Annotated in this window: 24 protein-coding genes, 3 pseudogenes and 1 riboswitch; of the genes and pseudogenes, 11 read left to right on the plus strand and 16 right to left on the minus strand. The window is 41.3% G+C overall.

Features of this window, described 5'->3' with window-relative positions:
* Positions 1 to 21 precede the first annotated feature (21 nt).
* The 8 genes from LQ247_RS00285 (at position 22) to LQ247_RS00320 (ending at position 7,577) form a co-directional block, all read left to right on the plus strand.
* Positions 22 to 1,233 carry a S1C family serine protease gene (locus tag LQ247_RS00285; protein WP_026580409.1) on the plus strand — a complete coding sequence of 404 codons (1,212 nt, stop codon included), beginning with the start codon at positions 22 to 24 and terminating at the stop codon, positions 1,231 to 1,233.
* A gap of 288 nt (positions 1,234 to 1,521) precedes the next feature.
* Positions 1,522 to 2,373 (plus strand): SAM hydrolase/SAM-dependent halogenase family protein, encoded by an 852-nt coding sequence (locus tag LQ247_RS00290; RefSeq protein ID WP_043054529.1) that lies wholly within the window; start codon positions 1,522 to 1,524, stop codon positions 2,371 to 2,373.
* Positions 2,374 to 2,625: 252 nt separating this feature from the next.
* The gene (locus LQ247_RS00295) at positions 2,626 to 3,096 is read left to right on the plus strand and encodes a hypothetical protein (RefSeq protein WP_020453614.1); all 471 of its coding nucleotides are present in this window, start codon (positions 2,626 to 2,628) and stop codon (positions 3,094 to 3,096) included.
* Positions 3,097 to 3,126: 30 nt separating this feature from the next.
* Positions 3,127 to 3,645, plus strand: a complete 519-nt coding sequence (locus LQ247_RS00300) for a GNAT family N-acetyltransferase (protein WP_043054528.1) — start codon at positions 3,127 to 3,129, stop codon at positions 3,643 to 3,645.
* Positions 3,646 to 4,074: 429 nt separating this feature from the next.
* On the plus strand, positions 4,075 to 4,557 hold the full coding sequence (locus tag LQ247_RS00305; protein ID WP_025810499.1) for a DUF4234 domain-containing protein: 483 nt from the start codon (positions 4,075 to 4,077) through the stop codon (positions 4,555 to 4,557).
* Between the two features lie 198 nt (positions 4,558 to 4,755).
* Positions 4,756 to 4,914 carry a CxxH/CxxC protein gene (locus LQ247_RS00310; RefSeq protein ID WP_003177948.1) on the plus strand — a complete coding sequence of 53 codons (159 nt, stop codon included), beginning with the start codon at positions 4,756 to 4,758 and terminating at the stop codon, positions 4,912 to 4,914.
* A gap of 80 nt (positions 4,915 to 4,994) precedes the next feature.
* Entirely contained in the window at positions 4,995 to 5,474 is a 480-nt protein-coding gene (gene rlmH / locus LQ247_RS00315; RefSeq protein ID WP_003177946.1) for a 23S rRNA (pseudouridine(1915)-N(3))-methyltransferase RlmH, read from the plus strand.
* Between the two features lie 114 nt (positions 5,475 to 5,588).
* On the plus strand, positions 5,589 to 7,577 hold the full coding sequence (locus tag LQ247_RS00320) for an AAA family ATPase (protein WP_035338108.1): 1,989 nt from the start codon (positions 5,589 to 5,591) through the stop codon (positions 7,575 to 7,577).
* Between the two features lie 306 nt (positions 7,578 to 7,883).
* Here the strand turns inward: LQ247_RS00320 and LQ247_RS00325 are convergent, their stop codons facing one another.
* From LQ247_RS00325 to LQ247_RS00385, 15 genes and pseudogenes are all read right to left on the minus strand, one after another.
* On the minus strand, positions 7,884 to 8,486 hold the full coding sequence (locus LQ247_RS00325; protein ID WP_035338106.1) for a response regulator transcription factor: 603 nt from the start codon (positions 8,484 to 8,486) through the stop codon (positions 7,884 to 7,886).
* Positions 8,483 to 9,622 (minus strand): sensor histidine kinase, encoded by a 1,140-nt coding sequence (locus tag LQ247_RS00330; RefSeq protein WP_035338104.1) that lies wholly within the window; start codon positions 9,620 to 9,622, stop codon positions 8,483 to 8,485. The genes LQ247_RS00325 and LQ247_RS00330 overlap by 4 nt, the downstream gene beginning before the upstream one ends.
* Positions 9,623 to 9,628: 6 nt before the next feature.
* Positions 9,629 to 10,366 carry an ABC transporter permease gene (locus LQ247_RS00335; RefSeq protein ID WP_144497493.1) on the minus strand — a complete coding sequence of 246 codons (738 nt, stop codon included), beginning with the start codon at positions 10,364 to 10,366 and terminating at the stop codon, positions 9,629 to 9,631.
* The gene (locus tag LQ247_RS00340; RefSeq protein WP_035338100.1) at positions 10,363 to 11,265 is read right to left on the minus strand and encodes an ABC transporter ATP-binding protein; all 903 of its coding nucleotides are present in this window, start codon (positions 11,263 to 11,265) and stop codon (positions 10,363 to 10,365) included. The genes LQ247_RS00335 and LQ247_RS00340 overlap by 4 nt, the downstream gene beginning before the upstream one ends.
* Positions 11,266 to 11,530: 265 nt before the next feature.
* Positions 11,531 to 11,842, minus strand: coding sequence for a nucleotide pyrophosphohydrolase (locus LQ247_RS00345; protein ID WP_023856830.1), 312 nt, complete (start codon positions 11,840 to 11,842; stop codon positions 11,531 to 11,533).
* Positions 11,839 to 13,482, minus strand: coding sequence for a DUF2075 domain-containing protein (locus LQ247_RS00350; RefSeq protein ID WP_231005398.1), 1,644 nt, complete (start codon positions 13,480 to 13,482; stop codon positions 11,839 to 11,841). Before LQ247_RS00350 ends, LQ247_RS00345 begins: the two co-directional genes overlap by 4 nt.
* A 415-nt stretch (positions 13,483 to 13,897) precedes the next feature.
* Positions 13,898 to 14,902 carry a FecCD family ABC transporter permease gene (locus LQ247_RS00355; protein ID WP_075212818.1) on the minus strand — a complete coding sequence of 335 codons (1,005 nt, stop codon included), beginning with the start codon at positions 14,900 to 14,902 and terminating at the stop codon, positions 13,898 to 13,900.
* Positions 14,899 to 15,909 carry a FecCD family ABC transporter permease gene (locus tag LQ247_RS00360; protein WP_035339312.1) on the minus strand — a complete coding sequence of 337 codons (1,011 nt, stop codon included), beginning with the start codon at positions 15,907 to 15,909 and terminating at the stop codon, positions 14,899 to 14,901. The genes LQ247_RS00355 and LQ247_RS00360 overlap by 4 nt, the downstream gene beginning before the upstream one ends.
* A gap of 84 nt (positions 15,910 to 15,993) precedes the next feature.
* Positions 15,994 to 16,914 carry an iron-hydroxamate ABC transporter substrate-binding protein gene (locus tag LQ247_RS00365; protein ID WP_041817479.1) on the minus strand — a complete coding sequence of 307 codons (921 nt, stop codon included), beginning with the start codon at positions 16,912 to 16,914 and terminating at the stop codon, positions 15,994 to 15,996.
* Positions 16,865 to 17,090: pseudogene (locus LQ247_RS22240) on the minus strand (iron-enterobactin transporter ATP-binding protein); the annotation flags it as partial. The pseudogene LQ247_RS22240 and the gene LQ247_RS00365, both read right to left, overlap by 50 nt.
* 381 nt (positions 17,091 to 17,471) lie before the next feature.
* Positions 17,472 to 17,810: pseudogene (locus LQ247_RS00370) on the minus strand (FAD-dependent oxidoreductase); the annotation flags it as partial.
* 109 nt (positions 17,811 to 17,919) lie between these two features.
* A complete protein-coding gene (gene fbp / locus LQ247_RS00375) occupies positions 17,920 to 19,845 on the minus strand; it encodes a fructose-1,6-bisphosphatase (protein ID WP_023856838.1) in 1,926 nt (641 codons plus the stop codon).
* Between the two features lie 507 nt (positions 19,846 to 20,352).
* Positions 20,353 to 20,445: pseudogene (locus LQ247_RS22245) on the minus strand (hypothetical protein); the annotation flags it as partial.
* Positions 20,446 to 20,658: 213 nt separating this feature from the next.
* The gene (locus LQ247_RS00380) at positions 20,659 to 21,123 is read right to left on the minus strand and encodes a hypothetical protein (RefSeq protein ID WP_023856840.1); all 465 of its coding nucleotides are present in this window, start codon (positions 21,121 to 21,123) and stop codon (positions 20,659 to 20,661) included.
* 21 nt (positions 21,124 to 21,144) lie between these two features.
* On the minus strand, positions 21,145 to 21,630 hold the full coding sequence (locus LQ247_RS00385; protein WP_231005399.1) for a GyrI-like domain-containing protein: 486 nt from the start codon (positions 21,628 to 21,630) through the stop codon (positions 21,145 to 21,147).
* A gap of 109 nt (positions 21,631 to 21,739) precedes the next feature.
* On the opposite strand from LQ247_RS00385, the gene LQ247_RS00390 reads away from it, so the two are divergent.
* From LQ247_RS00390 to LQ247_RS22005, 3 genes are all read left to right on the plus strand, one after another.
* On the plus strand, positions 21,740 to 22,702 hold the full coding sequence (locus tag LQ247_RS00390) for a helix-turn-helix transcriptional regulator (RefSeq protein WP_025810516.1): 963 nt from the start codon (positions 21,740 to 21,742) through the stop codon (positions 22,700 to 22,702).
* Positions 22,703 to 22,939: 237 nt separating this feature from the next.
* Positions 22,940 to 23,019: riboswitch (glycine riboswitch) on the plus strand.
* Positions 23,020 to 23,166: 147 nt separating this feature from the next.
* The gene (locus LQ247_RS00395) at positions 23,167 to 24,519 is read left to right on the plus strand and encodes an amino acid permease (protein ID WP_043054522.1); all 1,353 of its coding nucleotides are present in this window, start codon (positions 23,167 to 23,169) and stop codon (positions 24,517 to 24,519) included.
* Between the two features lie 127 nt (positions 24,520 to 24,646).
* Positions 24,647 to 24,769, plus strand: coding sequence for a hypothetical protein (locus tag LQ247_RS22005; protein ID WP_257419524.1), 123 nt, complete (start codon positions 24,647 to 24,649; stop codon positions 24,767 to 24,769).
* 48 nt (positions 24,770 to 24,817) lie between these two features.
* Here LQ247_RS22005 and ahpF read toward each other — a convergent pair whose 3' ends face one another.
* Entirely contained in the window at positions 24,818 to 26,347 is a 1,530-nt protein-coding gene (gene ahpF, locus LQ247_RS00400; protein ID WP_020453591.1) for an alkyl hydroperoxide reductase subunit F, read from the minus strand.
* Between the last annotated feature and the right edge of the window lie 11 nt (positions 26,348 to 26,358).

Below are 26,358 nucleotides of genomic sequence, written 5' to 3' on the forward strand. Positions count from 1 at the left end.
CCTTGAAAGGATTTGAATATAGTGGAGTTTAATCATGATGAGGAAAAATTCGTTCGGGAAAAGCCGGTGAGAAATTGGAGAAGCTTTTTGTTTTCAAGCCTGGTCGGCGCCGTTATCGGCGCTCTTTTAACAGTGTTTGCCCTGCCGTATCTCTCGCAGCAGGGATGGCTGCCTTACAATCTGCAAGTCATTGAAGCGCGCGGAGGTCAAGGAGCTCAGCAGGGCGGTGCGGTCCGCAATGTATCCGTCAACGTGAACAATGAAGTCACACAAGTGGTCTCTAAGGTTTCTGATTCTGTTGTCGGCGTTATCAACATCCAAAAAACCGGTGTATGGGATGGAGACAGCGAAGCGGGAACAGGCTCGGGCGTTATTTATAAAAAGGACGGCAAAACATCCCACATTGTGACCAACCACCATGTCATTGAAGGGGCATCCCAAATCGAAGTCAGTCTGAATGACGGAACGCGGATTCCGGCAAAACTGATCGGCAGTGATAAACTGATGGATCTGGCCGTCCTGCAAGTCAGCAGCAATAAAATAAAAGCGGCTGCTGAATTCGGAGATTCTGATAAAGTGAAGACAGGCGAGCCTGTCATCGCGATTGGAAACCCGCTCGGCCTGCAGTTTTCAGGGTCTGTTACACAAGGAATCATCTCAGGAACCGAACGCGCTGTTCCGGTCGATTCAAACGGAGACGGACAGCCGGACTGGAATGCCGAAGTATTGCAGACGGATGCTGCCATTAACCCGGGCAACAGCGGAGGCGGACTGTTTAATATTGATGGAAAAGTCATCGGCATTAATTCGATGAAAATCGCTGAATCAGCCGTCGAAGGCATCGGTCTGAGCATCCCTGCCAACCTTGCCATTCCGGTTATCGAAGATTTGGAAACGTACGGAGAAGTAAGACGGCCGTATTTCGGAATTGAGATGAAATCACTTGGCGACATTGCAAGCTACCACTGGCAGGAAACGCTTAAACTGCCGAAAGACGTAACATCAGGGGTCGTTGTAATGGGCGTTCAGCCGGTGTCTCCTGCAGGCAGAGCCGGTTTGAAAGAGCTTGATGTCATCGTCGAATTCAACGGTGACCGCGTTTACGATATCGTTGATCTGCGTAAAAAGCTTTACACCAAAAACGTCGGCGATAAGGTGAAAATCAAATACCTGCGGGGCGGAAAAGAAAGAACAACAGAAGTAAAGCTGTCCCGATCCAAATTGGGAAGCTGATAAAGACAGTCTGGCCGGTACGGCCGGGCTGTTTTTTTATTATGCCAAGTCTGAGGAATGATCGTCAAAAGTCAAAAATGGGATAGTTAGAGAGGAAAATAAGACTTTCCGGATGAATAATCGGGTTTTTAGGGTGTGAAATCGAAGTTTTTGCTTCAATAAAAATGAGAGTTTCTAAAAAATGGACAAAACATCATATTGCGTTTCAATTTCGCGTACGATATGATGATTTAAACATTTTGGCAAAGGCAGATTCACTGCGAAAATCAAGGCGGAAAGGGAGATAGGATGAGTCAGCATGCACTTGTATTACAATCTGATTTTGGCCTTGATGACGGGGCGGTAAATGCGATGTACGGCGTGGCTTATTCAGTTGACAGTTCACTCCGGATTTTTGATTTGACGCACAACATTCCCGTTTTTCACATTTGGGAGGCTTCCTATCGGCTGCTACAGTCCGTTTCTTATTGGCCTGAAGGCACTGTCTTCGTGTCTGTCGTCGATCCAGGTGTTGGTTCGGAACGCCGCAGCGTCGCAGTCAGAACCTCTTCCGATCAATATATCATCACACCGGACAACGGAACACTCACCCATATCAGCCGGCAGAATGGGATTGTCGAAGTGCGCTATCTTGATGAAGCGCAAAACAGGCTTCCGAGATCAGGCGAATCACATACTTTCCATGGACGCGACATTTACGCTTACACCGGGGCAAGACTGGCAGCCGGGATTCTCAGCTTCGACCGGATCGGTCCTGAAGTTTCAACAGATTCCATCGTCAAACTTCCGGTCATGGAAGCTTATATCGAAAATGATTGGATAACCGGAACGATCGACATTTTAGATATCCGGTTTGGAAACCTTTGGACAAATATCAGCCGTAAACTGTTCAAGTCACTTGACGTTCAATACGGAGATCCTGTGGAAGTGGTTATCAAACACGAGGACACCAAAGTCTATCAGCAAACGATGGCTTTTGGACGGTCGTTTGCTGATATGCCGGTCGGTAAGCCGGTTGTTTATATCAATTCATTAGACCGCCTGGGTATTGCCCTCAATCAAGGATCCTTTGCCAAAACACACCATATTGGCACCGGCATCAACTGGCAGATTTCTCTTCAAAAAAGTATACAGCGGTAAACAAAAGAGCCTGAATTCCAATCAGGCTCTTTGTTTTTTGTTTCATTCTTATGACATAAAAACGGTTGTCACACATTTTTCAGCTAATCGAGAAGGCGGCAATCCTTTTTAAAAAATAGTACATTTGTCATATTGGTACCTAAGTCATATTGTCTAAAAGCGGAGAAAAGAATATATTGAGGGGGTGTGCCGCTGCTATGAAAAAATTCATTCAATTCATTTGTTTGGAAAACGAGTGTCCGGAGGAATGATATGAACGACAATGTGCAGACTGCGTTGAAAACGCTGTCTAATGTAAAGAGCAGAAGTATCGTGTCCGTTTTTGTGCTATGTCTGATCACACTGGGGGTTTACATACCATACTGGTTTCTATCCAGGAAAAAAAGCTTCGATTTGCTGCCTTATCATGATATTCCCTACACCACGTTAAAAGCTATCATATTTTATCATTTATTTTCGATTCCAATTAGAATATCAGCAAAAATCGCTTTTCCTGACATGCATTACAGCCTTTATATGCTGCTCGACCGCGTGATTTTGATTCTGTCCGCAGGTGTTTTGATTTACTGCGCACTGGTGGTGACCGCTTCATTAAACAAGCTCTCAGGCAAAGAACCTGCGAATGGATCCATTTTTGCGTTCCTTTTGAATGTCATTTACATTCAGCACAGAATCAATAAACTTTCCGAGCCGAAAAGCGAATGGCTGAGCAAAGCATCATGATCAATAAACAAGGAAGTGAAGCACAATTTGATGTTGAAATCAAAAATTAAAATTGACTTAAACAAACCGAGAAAAAAACCGGCAATCCGTTTAATGCCAATGACGGAAGAAGACTTTAAGACATACCATGCCTATTCCATCCAGCATTACGCCATGGAGAAAGTAAAAGCGGGCACATGGACAGTGGCGGAAGCGATGGAGAAAGCAGAAGAGCAATTTGCAGCTCTTTTGCCAAACGGCATTGAAACGAACAACCATCATCTATGGTCAATCAAGGAAGACAGCGAGGATGCCGCAGGCTGGCTTTGGCTCTACGCTGACCCGCACCATCCTCAAAAGGAAGCATTTATTTACGATTTCGGGCTTTATGAAGCGTATCGAGGGCAGGGAATCGGCCAGCAGGCTTTAGCCGTCTTAGAAGAAGAGGCAAAGCAATTAGGAGTCCAAAAGCTGTCCCTACATGTATTCGCCCATAATAAAAAGGCGAAGCGGCTTTATGAAAAAATGAATTTTGAGACGACGGATTTGCATATGAGCAAGAGGCTGTAAGATCAAGGCTGTGAAGCTTTGGTCTTTTTTCATGGCCAATGTTCCACATGAAACAAAGCGTGTCATTATTCCTAGTTGAGAGAGGCAGGAAATAAAGAAAAAAAGACAAAATGATTCGAATGAACCCCTTTATGTTACGCAATGACAGATTGTATATTACAAAGGTAAAAATATGACGAATAATGTCCTATTGATTGTCGAATTTCTGCAGGTAAATACGAAATAGGGATCAGGCTAAAAGATACAATTTTTTTATTCTGGTCAAAAAAAAGAATCCATATACCTAAGAAAATCCCAATTTGACACTTCAATGGATTTTGATTTATTGCATTCAATATAGTACATTTTGATAAGGAAAGTGGAAAAGTATAGATGACAAGGATAAAAAGACCTGGAAGAACAGTTTTAAGGAAAGAAGAGTGTTTCAGCATGAGTAAGGAATTAGAAGAATTTCCGAAAATAAAAGCCATATATGCGGTGTTATTAACAATCATAACGTCTGGCATATACATCCCGTACTGGTTTCTTTCAAGAAGAAAGAATTTAGAACGATGCCAAATTAAGCTCCCCTATGTCGCCATTAAAGTGACGCTGCTGCTAAGCGTCTTTTCAATTTTGGAGCCTTTTTGGACTTTTTACTCAATCACATTTCAAAGAGAAGAGTTGCTGCCATACAGCAACAGCATTTTGCTTCTCCCGCTGCGCCCCGGACACAGCTTCCTCCCGCAGCTCTCATTTCTCCTTTTTTGGACGATAAATCTAGTTAGTGCATTTAAGGTTAGAAAATCGTTTATGAGGTTCTCTAAAAAGCCGGTTAACGGGTTTTGGACTTTCATTCTTAACGTTTCATATTTGCAGCATATCACGAATCAGCATTCTTTAGTTGTTCAGGAAAAAAGAGAAGTAGTATAGAAAAAGATTAGAGCATCAGCGAGGGTAGCTGGTGTTTTTTATTTAGGGAAAACAGAGTTATCCAGAGGAATATAAAAAGCTTGTGGATAACCGCGCGAAGTCATGCTAAAACCTACTAACATGTGCATAAATAGGGTATATTGAATAAGGAGCTTTTTTATAAAAGAGCCCAATGATACAGATATTGGAGGGACTTTTATGAAGTCTTGCGAAGAGCATATTGAAACCGTCATTGACATGTATGTGGATGAAGAAGAATTGGCCCCTGAAATCAGAAAAATCGAACATACACACAGTTTATCCACAACCTGTGAATTGTGCGATAAGCCTGCAGTATATATAGTGGGGAACGAATGATCGGACACTAAATACACAACCTTTATCCACAATTGTGGATAATGCTTCTGAATAACTTGTTCTTAAAGTGGGGATGACCTGTGAATATATCAATCGTAGCAATCGGAAAACTAAAAGAAAAATATTTAAAACAAGGAATTGACGAATACATAAAACGGCTTTCGGCATACGCAAAAGTCGACATCATCGAACTGCCGGACGAAAAAGCGCCGGAAAATTTAAGTGACCAGGACATGAAAATCGTCAAAGACAAAGAAGGCGAACGAATCCTCTCCAAAATCAGCCCCGACGCCCACGTCATCGCCCTGGCAATCGAAGGAAAAATGAAAAGTTCGGAAGAATTAGCCGATAATATGGATAGACTCGCCACATATGGAAAGAGCAAGGTAACCTTCGTCATCGGCGGCTCACTCGGCTTGAGCGACGCCGTCCTGAAGCGCGCAGATGAAAAGCTGTCGTTTTCAAGGATGACGTTCCCGCATCAGCTCATGCGGCTGATTTTGCTGGAGCAGGTTTATCGGGCGTTTCGGATTAACCGGGGGGAGCCTTATCATAAGTGAGTAAGACTATGTGTTAAATGAAAATTCATTAATAAAGATAGCTTATATCTGTAAAAAGATATAAGCTATCTTTTGGTATAATAATCGAGGACTTTCATTTTAAGGAGTGAAAAAATGAAAATAAAAAATATTGTACTAAATTCCATTAAACGTTTTAATTCAAGTATATGTTTGAATTTTGATGGTGCCAAAAGAATAAATACAATTAGTGGTCGAAATGGTTCAGGTAAAACGACTATCTTTGAGTCAGTAATGCTGATTCAGAAAGCATACTTTGCAAAGAGAATGATGAATAATTTAATGAATACATATAAAGATATAGTATTAGAAGATATGATAGGTAAGGAGTTTTTTGATTTTATTAGAAGTGAAGAATCTTCAATAGTTACAGAACTTCAATTCGAAAAAGAAGACTTTAGTAATTTATCTTCGCATAAAATTCAAAGGTTATTGCAAAATAGCGAATTCGGAACTGAAATCCCTGAGTATTTTGATATAAAATTAACTCTATTTGTGCAAGAAGTTTTAACTGAAAACGTAAAATGGAATATTAAAACAGAAAATTTTATTCAAGAGGAGGTTCTAAATAGTTTTTGGGACTTAGATCAACCCAAAAGCATCATTGCATATATTTCTGCTGACAAAACAGTAGGAGAGAGAGATATTACGTTTCAAGAGGTAAAACTTGATGGCAAGAATGAGTTCTCTCCAATAGTTGACTTTGTTTTAGAACCAGAAAAGATATACTATAATTTATATTCTCTAATGATAAATGATCATATCTATCAAAGAATAATTCCTTTGACACCTAAAAAGAATAAATACTTTGATGAAGCAAAAAAGTTACTTAATGAATTAATTCCATATATTAAAGTTTCTAATTTTTCTGGTAAGGTAAGAGAAAATCAATTTATACTATTAGCAAATAGTGATGGAAACGGAAAAAACTTTGACGTTAGAAAATTTAGTTCTGGAGAGAAGTTAGTCTGGTATAGCTTCTTGTTATTGGCTTATATAGAAGATATGGGAATTCTAGTTATTGACGAACCAGAGAATCACTTGCACGAAGAACTTACTTGTAGATTTACTAAACTTTTGGGCGACATAAGTTCTTCAAAAATTGATTTCACTAATTTAAGATTAGGACAAACATATTTAATTACGCATTCAAAAACATTAATTTATAATAATTTTGGAAACGGAGAAAATTATGTTTTAGGAAAAAGATCTATAGATAAAATTGAATATGAATCCTGTGAAAAAACACTAAGAAGTCTTGGTTTGAGCTATACAAATGATAAGATTTTATTTGTGGAAGGAAATACAGAAGTTACTTTACTTCAAAACCTATTAGCAGAAGAGAATATTAAAGTAAGAGAATTGGGGAATTGCGCTGAAATAATTAGAACTTTTAACGGTTTAGTAAAAGTTAAAAAATACCTTCTGGATCCAAGATTTGTATTTCTTATTGATCGAGACACAAGAGATGAAAAATCAATAAAAGAGATGAGGAATAGAGATGTAGATTATTTTGATAGGCACTTCATAGTATTAGAAAAACATGAAATAGAAAATTATTTTCTAGATTTAAACATCATTAAAGAAGTTTGCGATGAGTTTACAAATTTTTTTGGAATTAATGAGATAAGTATAAATGAAATAGAAGATAGGGTTAGATCTATTGCAGATGAACAATTACAATATACAAAGAAAAAATATATGAATTCATTATTAAGAAATAAGCTAAGTACTATAGAATCATTTATAAAACAAAAAGATTTAAAGGTAGACAATTTAAAAAATCATGAAAGTTATATTAAAAATCTTTTTAATGGTAATAATTGGAACGACGTTCTTGCCGATTTAATAAATGTTTTTAATTATATGGAAGAAACATATGCTGAAGAAAATTGGGAAACAAGCTGGCTAGAGTTATTAGATGGAAAAAATGTTTTTAATATTACGATGGGTATGTTAGCGAAAAAATTAGGAGTAAGTAAAGATAAATTTGAAAAAAAGGTGTTGGAAAATATCGCATCGAATAATGATACCGATTTTATGCGACTAATAAACAAAATAATAGAACTATTTAATGATAATTAGCTTTCTTAACAGAATGATGGCTATTAATAATGTAATCATGTTAGTTTGAATAGACAAAGTTATAAGAAGTATGTTTTTTATTGGTAAACATTATTGTTTCAAAAACGCCTATTAGGAGTTGTTCAATAGATAGCAAGAAAGAAAATAACATTTATTTATCCTTCAAGTTATCCATCGGCAAGGATCATAGTTTGCTAATACAATTAATGAATAAAGTAGAGAAATACTATGCTAAAAAGGGTGGAGAAAGGTTGATATTTACCTATGGAGATGAAATTTCTCACAGTTGGTTTAAATTAACATTATTCAAATCCACCCCTCCCCCTCAGCAACCTTCGCCGCCTCCGTCCGGTTCTTCGCATCCAGCTTATGCATAATCTCAGAAATATAATTCCGGACGGTGCCTGCTGACAAAAATAACTCGGCGGCAATTTCTTTCGTCGTCATTCCTAAAGCCGCCAATCGCAGGATTTCCTGCTCGCGTTCGGTGAGCGGGTTTACCTTGCGGATGGCATCAAAGGTGAGTTCCGGGCTGAAGATTCGCTTTCCTTCCGTGCATTTTCGGATGGCGTCTGCGAGGTCGTCGATTTCCCCGTCTTTGAGCAGGTAGCCGTGGACATTGCTTTTGACGGCGCGCTCGAAGTAGCCGGGGCGGGCAAATGTTGTTAATATGATAACCTTACTTTTTGAGCCCCGTTTCATCAGCTCTTCTGCCACTTCTAAGCCGCTTTTGACGGGCATTTCGATATCCATGAGGCAGACGTCCGGTTCTAGTTTGAGAATGGCGGTGAGCGCTTCTTCGCCGTTTGTCGCCTGGCCGATCACTTCCATGTCTTCTTCAAGATCAAGCAAGGCCCCCAGCGCGCTTAACAGCATTCTTTGGTCTTCGGCAATAAATAAACGAATCATTGGATTGTTTCCTTTCGTTCAGCTTTCTTTACAATCGGAACGGTGATGTTTAAAACTGTACCGTTATGGGTTGAAACGTCGAGAGCGCCGTCGATTAATGCAAGTCTTTCTTTCATTCCGCGCAAGCCGTTACCAAATGGTGTTTGCTGATCCATCCCCATTCCGTCGTCTTTGATGGTAATGCTTATTTTATCATCTGTTTGAGAGATGGAAATGGTGCAATGGGTGGCGCGGCTGTGTTTGACGATATTTGTGGCGGCTTCGCGTATACCCATGCTGACAATGTTTTGTGTGACAGGAGAGATATTTGAAAAATCGGAACCTCCCATGTATTCGAATGTGATGTCTGCAGCCCGCAGGATTTGCTGGATGTGGATGAGCTCTTCTGCGATCGTTGCCGTTTTCATATCAGACACGAGTTCCCGGACTTGTTTTAAAGCTGCTCTTGATGTGGTTTCCATTTCTCTTGCTTCTTTTCGCGCCCGTTCGGGGTCGCTGGCGATGGTACGCTGGACAAGCTGGCTTTTTAATGTCAGCAGTGAGAGAGTATGGCCAAGTGTATCATGCAGATCACGGGCAATTCGTACACGCTCCTCGCGTTTGACCAGTTCCTTAATTTGCTGATTTGCCTCATCAAGCTCTTGTTCCAGTTCCATGCGGCGGTTCATGGAGCGGATGCCGTATGGTGAAATGAGCATAATCACAAGAAAGGGCAGAAAATAAAAGAGCCGATTTAGCAGGGATGGATCTTTCAGCAGATGATAGATAAAAGGGGCGACCAATACAACAACCAGGCTGGCAAGCCCGCGCCGAAATATCTTTTTTTCCCTGTAATAGCCGATAAAGTTCGCTGAAAAAAAGCCTAAAAAGACTAAATTGATATCATAAAATACAGTGTAGATCAAAATGATCGAAAGCTGGATGGCCAGCCAGTAAGTAAATAATTTTTTTTGCGGCGAAATAAAAAAAAGCTGGCGGTACGTCACTAAGAAAAGCAGCACGAGTCCAAAACCGATCAGCTGTTTGATCCCCGAGGTCTGATTCGTCAAATAAGAAATAGGCAGCAGTAAATAGATTAAAAAGATATAGGGAAAAAAGCCGTACCGTTTTGGAAACATGCTGAAGTTTTTTTTCATTCTTGTTCACACCGCTTCTTGTTTTCTTCTTATATATTTAGATAGTAGCATAACAACGATTGAATAGACTAATAGAAAGAGAATACTTTTCCAGTTTGGCATTTGACCTTGAGCGATTTCCCAGGCGCCGCTGCCATAATGATAAGACGGCAGCCAATGGCCGATATTCTGCATCATTTTTGGCATAATTTCAAGCGGCATCCACATCCCTCCGCATACGGCGAGCCCCATATACAGCACATTGCTGATTCCGGCTGCTGTATCCACTTTTTTCATCATCCCGATCAGTGTCCCGATCGCAAGAAAAGGGAGCGAGCCAAGCAGGGCCCACAATCCGCACAGGAACCATTCCAACGGGGATAAAGAAACGCCGTTAATCAAGGCGCCGGCTAAGAAGATGACTGTGATCGAAAGAATATGAATGACGCTTTGCCCCGCCATTTGAGCGATAAAATAAATGTGGTCGGGAAGAGGCGTTACGCGTATGAACGTCGACCAGCCTTGGGTCCGTTCTTGAACCATGCGGATGCCGAGCGTCATGATCGAAGAGCCCATGACGCTGAATGTTGTCATTGACATTAAATAATGCGCATTCCAAGCCGCAGGGTCGGGAGCATTCGTATTGACGACATTTGTAAAAATATAATAAAAAGCAATCGGCATGGCCAATGACCAAAAGACAAAATAGCGGTTTCGAAGCATTCTTTTGATTTCCATTCTGCATTGCATCTGAAATACATTCATTTTACATCGTCTCCTTTGCCTGTCAGCTGGCGAAACGCCTCTTCAAGGTTTCCGCGTTCAATTTGAATATCATAAGCGCCGATCTTTTCTGCGAAAATGAGTTCCAATATTTTGTCCGTATTGGCCGTGTCGATGTAAACCCGGTTGTTTTTACGAAAAATCTGTTTGATTTCCGGGTGCTGATACAGCTTTTCAAGCGACTGTTCGGGATCGACTATAAATGAAACTGAATGCTTCGATATTCTTGATTTTATTTGGAGCGGCGTCCCGTCAGCTACTATGCTGCCGTCTTTAAACAGCAAGATTCGTTGCGCGGCATCATCTGCTTCCTGTAAGTAGTGTGTAGAAAAAATGATCGTTTTTCCTTGCTCTGCGAGCGTTTGAACCGTTTGCCAAAAGCGGTTTCTTGAAGTGATATCCATTCCGACCGTGGGTTCGTCAAAGATCATCAGTTCTGGATCGCCGGCAAGCGCCAAGGCAAAGCCGAGACGCCGCTTTTGCCCACCTGACAATTTTTCCGCCTGTGTTTTTAAATCCTTGTCTGTCAAACCTGTCAACGCTCTAAGCTTTTGAAAGGATAGAGGCTTTGGGTAGTAGCTCCTAACGAGTTCGATGATTTCACCTGCACGCAAACCAGGCATGACGCTGACTTCCTGCAGCATCGTGCCGATTTTTTCACGCACCCGTTTTTCATGCGGCATGGAACCGAATAATGTGATATTGCCTGCCGTCGGTTTTAACAGCCCCAATATCATAGAAATCGTTGTTGTTTTCCCGGCGCCGTTTGGCCCTAGAATGGCTATAATTTCTCCTTTTTTAATTGAAAAATCTATCTGATTAACCGCCGTTTTTTGGCGGAATGTCTTTGTCACATTCGTCAAGCTCACAACATCGCTCATGGCTTACAGACCACCTCCTGATTTACTCATTCCATTGTATAAGCTGAGGGAGGCGGATTTTAGTAAGTGAGGTCATGAAAATCGGGTGACAAATGTCATTTTTTAAAAAAATAACAGGGAGCTAGCGAACGGTGCTAAAAAGCAAATGAAGTGGGGAGATTACGGTAAGTAAACGAGCAGAGCGCCATCATCATCAACGCATCATGGAGATAGAGAGAGCGGTCTTCAATTGGGAAAGAAGCTCTCTCTACTTAAAAGGAGAGTCTCAACCATTATGATTAACCGGATACTTCCTCCCATTCTTCACAATCTTCTCTTCCACAATCTCTTTTACATCCAGTCCAAGATCGTTACATAACATGAATGAGTAGATTAAAACATCTGCGATTTCTTCACGGATGTTTTCTTTATTGGCTTTGAGTGCTTCTTCACTGCTGATCCATTGGAAGTCTTCGAGCAGCTCGGCTGCTTCGATGGAGATTGAGATGGCGAGGTCTTTTGGGTTATGGTATTGTCTCCAGTTTCGTTCATCTCTGAATTCGTTGATTGCGTTGATTAGGTTTTGGATATCACTCATGATGATTTTCCCCTTTCTAACTCGAGTAGTCTTTTTCTTAATTTAGGGTCTGTCGCATAAATATAGAGGCCGTGAATGCCCCGTTTCATCAGGACATTTATTGAATTTAAGATAATTTGTTCTTTAACTTGTTCATTCTGTTCTGGCGACAAATCTGTACGAGAAATGAATGCCCCTGTATCTTTGTATTTGGAAGTATTAATTACCAGTTCGTCGTTGTCTTCATCATAGCTTACGGAAGGGCCGAGAACGACGCCGACGTAATTTAAATCAAACCCTTGAACAGTATAAATGGAGCCGACTTCTTTAATTGAAGTCGGATTTTCGGCCCATGTCACTTTATCCTGGGTGCTGTTCCAGGGCATGTTAATCCCTTCTTCATCAACGATGTACGTCTTTTTATCTTTTTTATGTAAATAATCAAATGTCGAGACAATCCGAGAGAGCCCGTCTTTGTTGTTTTTACTTTCAATGGCTTTCTTAAACGCAGCAGCATCATCGAATATTTTTAGCTCGAAGGAGGAGTCTTCAGTCGGCAAAGAAAGAATTTTCTTTTCAACAAAGCTGTCAATCCACTTCATCGTTTCTGGATTGGCATTCATTCTCATTTGGTCTGTAAGTTTCACAGTTTTCGCATCATACTGATTGATGATTTCTTCGAGCAATCTATCGTTCCAATAACTTTTAATCTTTAAGACTTGTTTTGGATCAAAGATCACAACAGTGATTTTACTTCGCTTAATGATCTCATCCAGCTGGTTTTGGTAGCGGAAATTGTTATAGGAATCTTCCTTTGTCAGAAGCAGATGAGCTTCGTCTACTAATACGATATCCGCTGTTGCTCCCGTCTTTGTTTTCTCGTTAATAAAAGGTGTTGGCTTCATGAAACTCTTTTTCTTTAAATTCGGTAAGCTGTTGGCGATGCTTTTATAGGTTTTCAGCATTTCGCTATGATTCACCAGCAAGTAATTATCTGTTTCTTCCAAAAAAGAGTCTTCGCTCTTAGCTAAATCTTGAATTGTATTAAACAGGGAGCTTAACAGGACACTTTTACCTGTGCCGGCGTCTCCTTCAATAACAATGACATGATTTCCTTCTTTTTGTATATGTTCTTTACAGAAATCAAGGATCTTCTTTTTAATATCAAGCTGCTGAGGCGAGAGCTCTTTATAAGGAGATAATTTATAAATGTCTTTATTCCTAAGGTTTTCAAGAGAATCGCCCACAATTTTCTCTTTTCTCAGCTTCTCCCAAATGACTTGAAAGATATTTTCATTATAAAAGGGTTTCTGATAGTAATTGTGCATTTCCCTAGACCTGGTCTGGCTCACATTTTGCAGCTGATAGCGGTTATCGGCGATAAAATAGTTAATTAAATTTGATTCAATATTGTATGTCGCAGACTGATGAAATTTCTCATGCCCGATTAATATAAAGCGATTCAATTTCTTTCGCTTTTCATCATCTATATGATTCTTCAAACGCCGTGCAGCTTGAACCGTTTGCCCAATATATGCAGTCGGTTTCTTTTTCTCATTATAAAGGATGTACACAATCGGATAGTTATTTATATGCATTGCTTTTACAACATTGACATGATCTGAAGTAAATTCTCTCTTTTCAAACACAAGTTCATTCATTGTTTCAGCCTCTGAATCTCTTTTTTTAAAATAATAGTACCATATTTATGGCAGCCTATTGATATAAGTATGCAAATATTTTCCGGAGAAAGAGTCAGAAAAAGCGGCGTTCGGTTGTCACGGACTCTACGATGACAAGGAAGCAGCTATAACAAAGCAGTTTTTTGTTGAAATAAAACCGTAGCAAGCCTCGATAGAAGGTGGCTGTTAATCAGATCAGAACGGCATTGGATCAAAAGTAAATGAGGTTTTTTTAGATTTTCACTCTAATAGATAAAAGAGGTCGTCTGAAAAGAGAAAACGCCTTCCTTTCATACCACCTCTGCAAAATGGACTACCAAAGGGTTTGATTTAATGGGTCCATTTTGAAATGAATTTTTGGAGACTCATTGGAACAGCCTCGTTTTTATGGATTTTACTTTTTCAATAGCAAATAAATAAAATAAGGTGCCCCGATTAATGAGACCATGATTCCAGCCGGTATAGTGGTTTCAATGATATTACGTCCGATTGTGTCGGCGAATAATAAGAACCAACCGCCAAGTAGAATAGCAACAGGGATAAATAGTTGATTTCTGGGTCCTACTAAAGTTTTTGCGATATGTGGGGCCATTAATCCGATAAAGGAAATACCTCCTGTGACAGAAACGGCAGCAGCCGCTAATGCGACAGCTGTTAAAAGTAAAACGATCCGCTCCCTTTCAATGGAAACCCCAACGCCAATGGTTACAGGCTCGCTTAATCCTAATAGATTTAGTCGATTTGCTTTGTACAAAGTAAACGGAATCAAGATGACTAACCAAGGCAGGAGCGCCCCAACGAATGGCCAATCTGTACCCCAAATATTCCCTGCCAGCCATTTGGCGATGAAATCAACTTTTGTCCGTTCAGCAGAAGAAATAATGACAATCATAGCTCCGGAAAGTGCAGTTGAGAATCCGACTCCGATGAGGACTAAGCCTATAGGCTGCATACCACTATTTTTGTTATAGGCTAACAGATAAATGAAGAAGCCCGTTATAATCGCTCCTATAAAGCCAACAATTGGAATCATATAAACAAATGATCCAGCTTCAGCTGGGAAAAATAAAAAGAAAACGGCAATGGCAACCCCAGCACCGGAGTTAATCCCAATAATGCCTGGATCAGCTAAATCATTTTTTGTGATTCCTTGCAAAATAGCACCTGACATAGCAAGTGCCATCCCAGCTAATAAAGTAATCAATATTCGAGGCAAGCGAATAGAATATAATATAAATTCCTCTTTAAAGGTTCCTTGACCTAATAGAGTGTGGATGAGTCTGTCAAAAGATAAACTAGCAGACCCTATTCCCATCCCAATTATAGCTGTAGCTATGATGAGTATTAGAGAAATCGATAAAATCATTCGCTGTTTTTTGATTAATGCTGAATGTATCATGAGAGTGTTTTTCCTCCCTTTCGGACAATGATCAGGAAGAACGGTAAACCAAGCATAGCGACAATGGCTATAACAGGTGTTTCATATGGTGCATTTAAGGTACGGCCAAGTGTATCAGCAAATAGCATAAAAGTAGCTCCGCAAGTTGCAGACATTGGTAAAATAAAACGATAATCGGTTCCAACAATTGCCCGAACAATATGAGGAATCATAAGACCGATAAAGGTCATATTGCCAACCAGAGCAACAGATGCTCCCGCGAGAATGATAATGATAATAAATAGAAGGATTTTAATTCTGATGATATTTTGACCTAAGCCAACTGCAACTTCTTCATTTAAGCTGAGAATGGTAAGTTGTCTCGAGAGGAAAAAGGAAACAACAATTCCAATGATAATAAAAGGTACGATGATTCGCAGTTGATTCCAAGTTGTTCCAACCATCCCTCCTGCTGTCCACATCGAGATATCTTTAGAAATTTTAAAATAAAGGCCAAGCCCTTCAGCAATGGCGTATAAAAAGGCGGAAACAGCAGAACCCGCTAATACAATACGGAAAGGAGAGAATCCGCCTTTTTTCATCGAACCGATTCCAAAAACCAACAAGGCACCGAGTGCGGCTCCAATAAAACAGGCAACCATCGTCAAAAAGTAATTGGCTGATGGAATGAAAGCGATCGTAACAGCCAATGCTGCATAAGCCCCGGCAGATAATCCTAGTAAACCTGGATCAGCAAGTGGGTTTCTTGTTATACCTTGCATGATTGCACCAGAGACAGCAAGAGCTGCGCCAACAAAAATCGCAGCTATTTCACGAGGTAACCGAATATCACGGATAATCGAAATATGATCGCCGGTTGCAGAAGACGAAAGAGCCAACCATACATCTTCAACTGAAACGTCTGCAGCTCCAAATACCATTGCCATAAAAAACATACCAATAAACACTAGAATTCCTAAGATGAGTTTGAAGGCAAATGAGGTAAAAGATTGAGTTTTTCTTATCATAAAGCTCATCATTTTCCTTTCTTAGAATGGGAAAGGGGCTGCCCTTTGGCCAACCCCTTTCAATAGACCTCTGCTTTTCTAGTCTTAGTTTCCTAGAAACGCTTTTTTAAAGAATGCTAGTTGTTTTTCAAGTGTGATTGGGTCAGTGAATGATGCGCCTTCACCTTGCATTTCAATGACATGTCCATTTTTGACAGCTGGAATGTTCTTGTATGTGTCTGTTTCTTGGAAAGATGTATTCGCATCAGAGTACTTACTTAAAATGACATAATCTCCCGCATATTTTGGAAGCACTTCAGCTGATAACGTATAATACCCTGCTTTTAATGCGTCTTTCTTTACTTTTTCAGGCATATTTAGTTTCATCGTTTGATATAAGATTTCTGTACCGCGCGCCCAGTTATTACCGTAAACATAAAGGTCTTTTCCATATGCTTCAATAACAGATACAGTTGAATCCTTGCCGATTTTTGTGCGAATATCTTCTCCGATTTCTTCTGCCCGCTGTTTAAAGTCGTCAACCCATGCTCGGGCTTCTTTTTCTTTGTTTAGTAGCTTGCCAATTTCCACGTGCTGAGTTAAATAATCTACTTTACCCCATGTATAAGTAACAGTAGGAGCGATCTCATTTAATTTGTCTAAATTTTTTACCGTTGATAACGCGATGATTAAATCTGGCTCTAATTCAATAATTTTTTCTAGGTCATCTTCTGAAACTTCTTGAACATCTTTTAACTTTTCTTTAAAGGTTGGATTGTTTTTAGACCAAGTGTCTACACCGACAACGTTGACTCCTAAATCTAACACATTTCCGGTATACCCTGAAAGCATAACAACTCTTTGCGGATCGGCTGGAACTTCGATTGGTCCTGTTTCCGCTTGGTATGTAATCGTTTTAGATTCTTTTTTTGCTGAGCCGCTATCCTTTGTTGCTGACTCTTCATTGCCGCATGCACTAATCATAAGCGTCAGCAGTAGCATAAACGGGATTAATAGTTTCTTCATGCTCATTTTCACCTCTTAATAAATTGTAAGTAACACACTTCGGTTTATTTGTTCTCGGGCCAATTTGAAAGACTTCCCGCAGTACTCGCCTCTTCACAAGCCCAGCCTTCACGACTTCGCCGTCTTTAATGCAATGATATAATCCGAAAAAAACGAGCAGCTCGATGTAAATCATGTCCGTCTCCCGTACAAGAGCCATAGCAATTCAAACACATTGGCGCTGACCTCAGGATATGGTTGTTCCTTTTTATCTGGAATCGTTACACAGAGATTTTTTACAATTAAACGTCCTCCAGAGCCAGTATTTAATTCTTCAGTAAATAGCTGTATGAACCGCAGAATGAAAATAAATAAACGATAATGATTATCAATATCAACAATAAATATATATTTCATTTTTCAATATGTCAATACAGAAATTGTGTCCTTATCATAGTACCCTCATGAAAGTGAAACCTTTTAGAAAGAAAAAATTAATTATGATGAAAACAAGTTTAATAACTTATCATTGATAATCAATTACGAATGATGTTTGGAAGTGAACGGTGATGAGTCAACAGGCCGGGGGTGCTTGTTTGGCCGCGTTTATCGACTGCGATTTCGCCGATGCGGTTGCACTCGACTGATCCGTCTAACCACTCTGTGTTTGGCACGAGACCGATTTTGACGAAGACAGCTTGGAGTTCAACGTGTTGTTCTTCGCCTGTTTCACGATCCACGTAAGTGATGCCGTTTACGTTTAGGTCACCTGTAATTTCTTTCGTTTGTACATGTTTCACTACAGTCGCGTTTGACAGGCTGTAGAGGCGTTTTTGCAGGACTTCCTCCGCTTTCAGCTCCGGTGCGAACTCAAGAACAGTGACATGGTTGACGATGCCTGCGAGATCAATCGCCGCTTACTTTTCTATGAACGAGCAGAAAACCAGACCTTGTTAGCAATTTGCTGTACGAAGTGGAAAACCGTAAAAAAGAGCCCAGAGAATGATCCCTGAACTCCACATTTCCTCACTTCATATACCGATACTCCCGCAATCTCTCCAAAATAGCTACTTCCTTCAAGAGTTCCTCACCAACATTCGTTTCCTTTACTTTCTTACGCTCAAGCTCTTTATCCACTAATCGCTTCACCGTTAAGACATCAGTTCCGGTGCTCAGCACTTCCGCCTTGGAATTAAAGTGTTTATGGGCGACGAGCTGCATGCCGTAGGAGTTGTATAACAGCGTGTAGCCGGCGATACCTGTTGTCGATTGGTAGGCTTTGGAGAAGCCGCCGTCGATGACGATCATTTTTCCGTTTGCTTTGATCGGATCTTCTCCTTCGATTTCTTTTACCGGTGTATGGCCGTTGATGATATGGCCATGATCCGGGTTGAGGCCGAATTCTTTCAGGATGTTTCGGCAGGTTGCCTCGTCTTCACGCAAATAGTAATACGGGTTTTTCTTCTCTTTATGTGTTTCCTTCTCTTTAATGAAATACCGCTCAAAGGTCGTCATAGCGCGTTTTCCAAAAAGGGAGGAGTGCTCACCTGTCCATAAATACCAGACCATATCCGTCGCCAGATCATCGGTTTCTTCCGGGTGGGCAAACGCTTCCCGCAAGAATCGTTCAAATACATCAAGCAGCTCACGGCCCGCATACGGTTTATCCTCAATCATCATCGTTTCCATATTGCCGTTTTCATCAACTGGAATACAGCCGTGAATCAACAGGTTGCCGTTATATTTTAAATAAAGGCTGCCTTTTTTCATCATAAAATTCATATGGCGGCCCAGCTTTTCGGAATGCTGGACAGAGAATAGCAGCTTGTCTATGACTTCTGCTTCTTCTTCTAATAGCTGATCTGGCTGCTCCGGATTCACTGTCGCAAAGCAGGTGTTTTCCAGCTGATATGTTTTTCCGTGCAGCGTGATTTCGTTTTTGTCGTAATCTATTTTCTCTAATAACAGCCGCTCTTCCATATTAAAGTTCGGCCGTCTCTTGATAATCGGGCTTTCAAGCTTGAATTGAATCATCGCAATCGCTTGATGAATTTTTGTGATTTGCTTAATCTCATCTTCCGGTCTGTTTTCGTCTGCTTTCGGACGGAAAGATGGGTTATCATCGTAATATTTTTCGGCAAGGTTCAAGAGCGGTCTCAGATTGATGCCGTACACGTCTTCAATAATATCCAAGTTGTCATAGCGGGCACAGATGCGGATAATATTTGCCAGGCATACTTTAGAGCCTGAATAAGCGCCTATCCAAAGGACATCGTGATTTCCCCACTGAATATCGACTGAATGATAGTTGATTAGTTCTTCCATAATCTGATCCGGCTGCGGTCCGCGGTCGTAAATATCGCCGACAACATGCAGATGGTCGACAACCAATCGCTGCGTGCTATATGCAAGACCGGTGATCAGCTTATCAGCTTGGCCAAGCGCAATGATCTGATCTACGATTTTGGAGTAATACTGTTCTTTGTTGGCAGCTTCTTCTGTTTTATACAGCAGCTCCTCCGTAATATAAGCAAACTGAGAGGGCAGTGCTTTGCGTAATTTGGAGCGGGTATACTTGGAAGAGCAATAAGATACGAGCTTAATCATTCGATTAATCGTTTCTTTATACCAATCGTTTAACGATGCTTTCGTATCGTAATTATGTTTTATTAACTTCAGTTTGTCTTCCGGATAATACACTAATGCTGCTAATTCATCAATTTCTCTATCATAAATGACACCGCTGAAAATATCGCGTATCTTCTCTTTTACTCTTCCTGAACCATTCCGCAGCACGTGCTGGAATGCCTGGTATTCCCCGTGCAAATCACTGACAAAATGCTCGGTGCCTTTCGGCAGGTTCAGTATCGCTTTCAAATTAATGATTTCCGTTACCACTTTTGCTTCACAATCGTATTTTTGTGCGAGTAAATCTAAATATTTGGTTTCCAAAATCGTCCATCCCCTTTTTAGAATAGGAGCTGTCCCCCTATGTACGAGCATTTGCATGATAAGGTGATTTTAAAAGTATGACATTATTTTTAAATAATTGACCTTTATATGATAGTACCGCATAACTCCTTTTTGAGACAATCAAAACGAGGGAAAGAGGCGCTGAGATGAGCGGAGAGAAAGCTTGAGAAGGCTTTCTTTAACATTAATCGGACACCGCATTTCAGCTTAGGAAGTAACCCGGCTTTGGCTTGGTCATTTTTCTATCGCAGGATTGTCTCGTTTTCAGAAATGAGAGGAATGAAAACTCAATACGTAGCAGGCCATGATTACTGTGGGTCGTACTTATAGCAGGGGAAGCTTCTGAAGAGACCGCGGAAGGGTTTTACAATCTTAAGCAGTATTTGTCGTGCTGATGATTGTCAGCGGCACAAATATGATTTGTTATTCTTATGACCACGAGATTGGAGGACATCCGGTCTCTTTGTTATGGGGCTTTTTATCATCGTCAAGAACTTGACCACCGAAGCGTTCAGCGGCAATCCCTGTGCGGATGCCTTTACAGGCAGGGTGGATAGCTGCATTTGCACCAGCCGTACCAGTAGTCGTCAATAAGGTTTACGCTAAAAAAATAACAGCACCTTCAAATTTGATGGAGAGGTGCTGTTTTGTTATTTGAATGCATGAATGGTTGTTGTTTTTGCTTTGTGCTGAATTTGCTTTTTTGCTCAACCAAGTTTTTCTTATCCGAATAAAGAAAAAGAATGATCAAATACGAAAAATGACTGAATTCCGGCACTTACGCTTTTTACTTTAATATTCTCCTTTAATGACAAAGTAGGAGCCCCTAATGGTTCCAGCTAATTTAGACTTCTGCCTAGCGAACTTAAACTTCCCTTCTAACTCCTTTGGTACCTCCATCCCCTCAGAAAGCTTAAACCCAACGGCCCGCTTTTTAGGATCATCAATCGTATACATGACGTTGACTGCAAGACCATCCTCATAAAAAACATAGGCAATTTTGATATTTTCCACTTGAAAACGCGACGTTTCTAAAGGTTTGGCCGCAAACTCAATATCACGTTCTTCTTTCAAAATTCGGTTCACATAATCAAGGGTCTCGCAGGACTCGCTGGCTGGTACAACCGTAAATTCATGCTTGTATTTGTTCATAAAGTAACGGGCTTCATTAGCACGTAAACCAGCAAGTGCTTCTGCTGCAGGTGAAGCTTCTAATCCAACCGTAGAGACATTTTTAAAATCAACGATATAGGACAATTCCAGCGCTCCTTTATCTTTTTATTTCTTAACAACAGGAATCCACATTTCACCGAATACTAAGCCGTTTAGCTGCCCCATCTCAACCGTTGCATTCGGCCCGCCAACATAGGCAAAATTCTTTGCTTCCGGCAAGACTTGACCGAAGGCAATGCTAGTAAGCTTATTGCTCAACTCATCAGCCGTCTTCCCTTCCCCTTTAACAACCAGGTATTCCCCCTTAGGAAATTGGATAACTCTGGTTTCTCCTGCCACCGACGCCTCTGCCTCTGTCATCACGCCAGCATAATGCATCATCTTGTTGTTTACCGCTTCGTTCACGGCAAAAATATAGTCATTTGTAGCTATGGCTTTTAAAGTGTCAAGCCTTCCATCTTGTTTGACGGCCGCCCAAAAGTCTGCCTTTTCCTTATTTATGCCAGCAGAATCTGTGTAATCGCTCTCAAGCTCCGTTCCAATACCAAAAACGGTAAAGCTGTCTTTTTCCTCCAGCGTGTAATTTTTCATATTCAAAACCTTCCTTTTTTTAAAATAATCAAATGATTTGTCTTTTCACTTGATGCGTTTATAATAACCTTAAATCATGTCAAAAAATGATACTGTTTAGGAGGCCCCGATGAAAAAAGTTGAACGGATTAATATCATCATGCGGTATATCAACAACCGCGCCCACTTTACAATTTCTGAAATCATGCAGGAATTTCACATCTCTCGTTCGACAGCTATCAGGGATATCAGGGAAATTGAAGCTATGGGGATGCCGCTTGTTGCTGAAGTTGGAAGGAGCGGGGGTTATTTTGTCATGAACCACTCTGTCCTGCCTGCTGTTCGCTTTACCGATCATGAGATTAAAGCTCTTTTTATCGCTTTTATGGCTACAAGAAATCAACAACTCCCTTATCTAAAGAGCCGTCAGTCTTTAGCTGAAAAATTACTGGGCCTTATCTCAGAAAACCAGCAAGAGGCCCTGGTTTTTTTAAATCGAATCTTGCTTTTTGAAGGGACAAACCCCAATAATCCCGACCTGCTTGAGCTTTCAGATCTCCCCCATCCCATGTTAGAAAAACTCATCCAGCTCCTTCTTTTGGATAGCTATTTATTGATTACCATCAAAGAAGAGAAGGTAATAAAGACTTATCCCATTTATCTTCTGCACCTTTATCATGAAAAAGGCCTTTGGCTGATTGAAGGCTTTGACTTAAAGGATGAAAGGAGGAGGATTTTCCCTGTGGACAATCTTACCAATGTCAAACCATACTCTGTGAAAAAAAGAATAAGTAAGAAAAAGATTTTAGAGAAACTAAGTAAGCAGGAAGAAGTAATCAACCTTGTCCTTGAACTTGGTCCACAGGCGATTGCCCAATTCAAAAAATATCATCCTTTAAAAATTTCAATTTCCTATACGAATCCTTATCAAACCGCAGCCATTCTAAAGACTTTTATCAATGTGAATCATCCCGAAGAATTGTCCGAAATAACAAATTGGCTGCTTTTCCTAGGTGAAGATATCAAGGTCAGGGAAGTACCAGAAGAAGTATTAGAAGGTTTACAAGAGAGATTATGCTTATTCTGCCCATGAGCAGTGCCAGTTAAACCCCAATTTTCGAAAGGATTCCGTAATAGAAGCTGATTTATAAACCAGGTGAAAATATTGTCGCTAGTATAGGTGAGTTTAAGAATACTAGCGTTAACTATAAATAGGACCATTGACAAATCACTCAACCTCTATTAAAATTAAAAGTTATCCGATAGTAATCATCTCTATCGAAAAACTCAATACATGCAAGCTATGATTGCTGTGGGTCGAACTACAGCAGGAGCAGCTTCTGGAGAGACCGCGGAATTCTGCGGCGCCGAAGGGTTCACAATCTCAGGCAAAAGGACAGAAGAGTACCGAATATGTATTTGTCGTGCTGATGATTGTCAGCGGCACAAATATATTTTGATATTCTTATGACCGCGAGATTGGAGGACATCCAATCTCTTTTTTTATGGGCTTTTTTACTGCTCGTCGTTCACTAGAGAGGTAAGGAGGAGTTTGATGTGGAACAGCGGGAATTAAAGAGGGACTTATCCAATCGGCACGTACAGCTTATCGCTATTGGCGGGACGATTGGCACCGGGTTGTTTTTAGGCTCCGGTAAGGCGATTCAATTGGCGGGTCCTTCTATCATCTTTGCGTATTTCATTGTAGGTATTGCGCTTTTTTTCGTGATGCGGGCGCTGGGAGAATTACTGTTATCTAAAGCGGGTTATCAATCGTTAACCGATATTGCCGAGGAGTATCTGGGGCCGCGTGCGGCGTTTGTCACCGGGTGGACCTATTGGTTTTGCTGGATTATGACGGCTATGGCGGATGTGATTGCCGTCGGTGTCTATGTGAAATATTGGTTTGATATTCCGCAGTGGGTCCCTGCACTTATCTGTTTACTCATTTTATTAGGGCTCAATCTGTTGACTGTCAAGCTTTTTGGAGAATTGGAATTTTGGTTCGCTTTAATAAAGGTGATCACGATTCTTGCGTTAATTGTCATCGGTGTTATTTTGCTGGTGATCGGGTTTAAGACGCATACAGGAACGGTTTCGGTTACCAACCTTTGGGAGCATGGCGGTTTGTTTCCAAACGGATTTTCAGGCTTTTTGCTTTCTTTCCAAATGGTGATCTTTGCATATGTCGGTGTGGAATTAGTAGGTGTATCGGCGGCGGAAACGTCGAACCCGAAAAAAAATATTCCATCGGCTATTAATAAAATTCCTTTACGGATTTTATTTTTCTACGTCGGCGCGCTTATCGTCTTATTATGTATTAACCCTTGGATGGAACTGAATGCAGCGGAAAGTCCTTTTGTGAAAACCTTCAGCTTAGTCGGCATCCCGCTTGCCGCGGGAATCATTAATTTTGTTGTATTAACGTCAGCCGCGTCTGCTTGTAACAGCGGGATGTTTTCAACAAGCCGGATTCTGTACAATTTAAGTAAAACGAAACAGGGCCCGGCCAATTTTGCGAAGCTGAATAAAAACCATGTGCCGAGTCACGCGTTATGGGTATCAACCATTGTCCTGTCAGCAGGAGCGCTATTAAGCAAACTGATACCGGAACAAGCCTTTGGGATCGTGACAACCATCAGCGCGATTTGTTTCATATGGGTGTGGGGTGTGATTCTTGTCAGCCATATTAGATACAGGAAAACCCGTCCGCACTTACACGCAGCATCAACATTCAAAGCGCCATTCGCGCCGTTTATCAATTATGTTGTCCTGGCGATGTTTGCGGTCATTCTCATGATTATGCTGTATGCGGATGCGACTCGCCCGGCCTTGCTGCTGACTCCTCTATGGTTTATTGTATTGTTTATTTTATTTTGGATGAAAAAAAACAGGACAAAAAGAACATGATGAGTCAAATTAAATCTCTTGAAAAAGACGGTGTACTGCATGCAGTATGCCGTCTTTATTTTTGATTAACCGTTTCCTTTTATAGGTTTATATTTAATGTAGACATGAGAACGAGAGGAATGGAGTCATGGAATACAATTCATACATGAATGGACAATCGCAATATCCCGCTTGGTCCTATCCGTACAATTTGATCATATGGAAAGCGTTTGTCGGCCATGATGTGAAGTCCTATTTATATGGGTTATAACATAAAAAAGCGCCATACTGCCGTTTAAGCAGCATAGCGCCTTTCGTGTTAGTTCCGGATCAAATAATCAAACGCCCCTAATGCGGCATTTGCCCCCGATCCCATTGAAATAATGATTTGGTTATATGGTCCGTCTGTGCAGTCGCCGGCAGCGAATAGGCCAGGGATGGTTGTTTCGCCGCGTTTGTCGACTGCGATTTCGCCGATGCGGTTGCGTTCGACGGTTTCAGGGAGCCATTCCGTGTTCGGCACAAGACCGATTTGGACGAAGACGCCTTGGAGCTCGACGTGTTTTTCTTCTCCTGTTTCACGGTCAACGTAAGTGATGCCGTTTACGTTTTCATCACCCGTGATTTCTTTTGTTTGGGCGTTTTTCACGACAGTCACGTTAGGGAGACTGTAGAGACGTTTTTGCAGAACTTCGTCTGCTTTCAGCTCCGGTGCGAACTCAAGAACAGTCACGTGGTTGACGATACCTGCAAGGTCAATCGCTGCTTCGATACCGGAGTTTCCGCCGCCGATGACGGCGACGTCTTTGCCTTCAAACAACGGTCCGTCACAGTGAGGGCAGTATGCGACACCTTTGTTTTTGAACTCTTGTTCGCCAGGTACGCCGATATTGCGCCAGCGTGCGCCAGTTGACAGAATGACGGTTTTGCTTTTCAGAACAGCGCCGTTTTCGAGTTCAAGATGGAAAAGATCTTTTTTCTCGAGACCTTTTGCGCGTTGCAGGTTCATGACGTCGATCTCGTAATCCTTCACGTGTTCTTCAAGGCTTGCCGCAAGCTTAGGCCCTTCGGTGCGCTTCACGCTGATGAAGTTCTCGATGCTCATCGTGTCAAGGACTTGGCCGCCGAAGCGTTCGGCAACGATTCCTGTGCGGATGCCTTTGCGCGCCGCATAGATTGCTGCGCTTGCACCGGCAGGTCCGCCTCCGACAACGAGTACATCGAACGGATCTTTATCAGAAAGCTCAGATGCATCTGTGCCGCTGCCCATTTTCGCAAGAATTTCTTCAAGCGTCATTCGGCCGCTTCCAAAGGATTCGCCGTTCAAGTATACGGTCGGCACAGCCATAATGTTTTTGCTTTCGACTTCTGACTTGTATGCCGCACCATCGATCATCGTGTGCGTGATGTTCGGGTTGAGCACGCTCATCATGTTCAATGCCTGCACAACGTCCGGGCAGTTGTGGCATGTGAGGCTGATATAAGATTCGAAGCGGTATTCGCCGCTGATGTTCTTGATTTGATCGATGATTTTTTGATCGACTTTCGGCGGTCGGCCGCTTACTTGCAAGAGTGCCAGCACCAAAGATGTGAATTCGTGACCGAGTGGAACTCCGGCGAATGTGACGCCTGTTTCTTCTCCGGCACGATTGACGCTGAAGCTTGGCGTTCTGTCGAGCTGCGCCTTTTCAACAGTGATTTTTGATGACATGGAAGCCAGCTCTTCTACAAGAGCCAGCATATCCTTAGAGACACTGTCATCGCCTGTACTGACTTTAAGGACGATGTCATTTTCAATCATCTGCATGTATTGGTTTAATTGTGCTTTGATATTTGCTTCAAGTACCAATTGAATGCACT

Source organism: Bacillus sp. BS3(2021), from assembly GCF_021043345.1.
In the GTDB taxonomy this organism is placed as follows: Bacteria; Bacillota; Bacilli; order Bacillales; family Bacillaceae; genus Bacillus; species Bacillus paralicheniformis.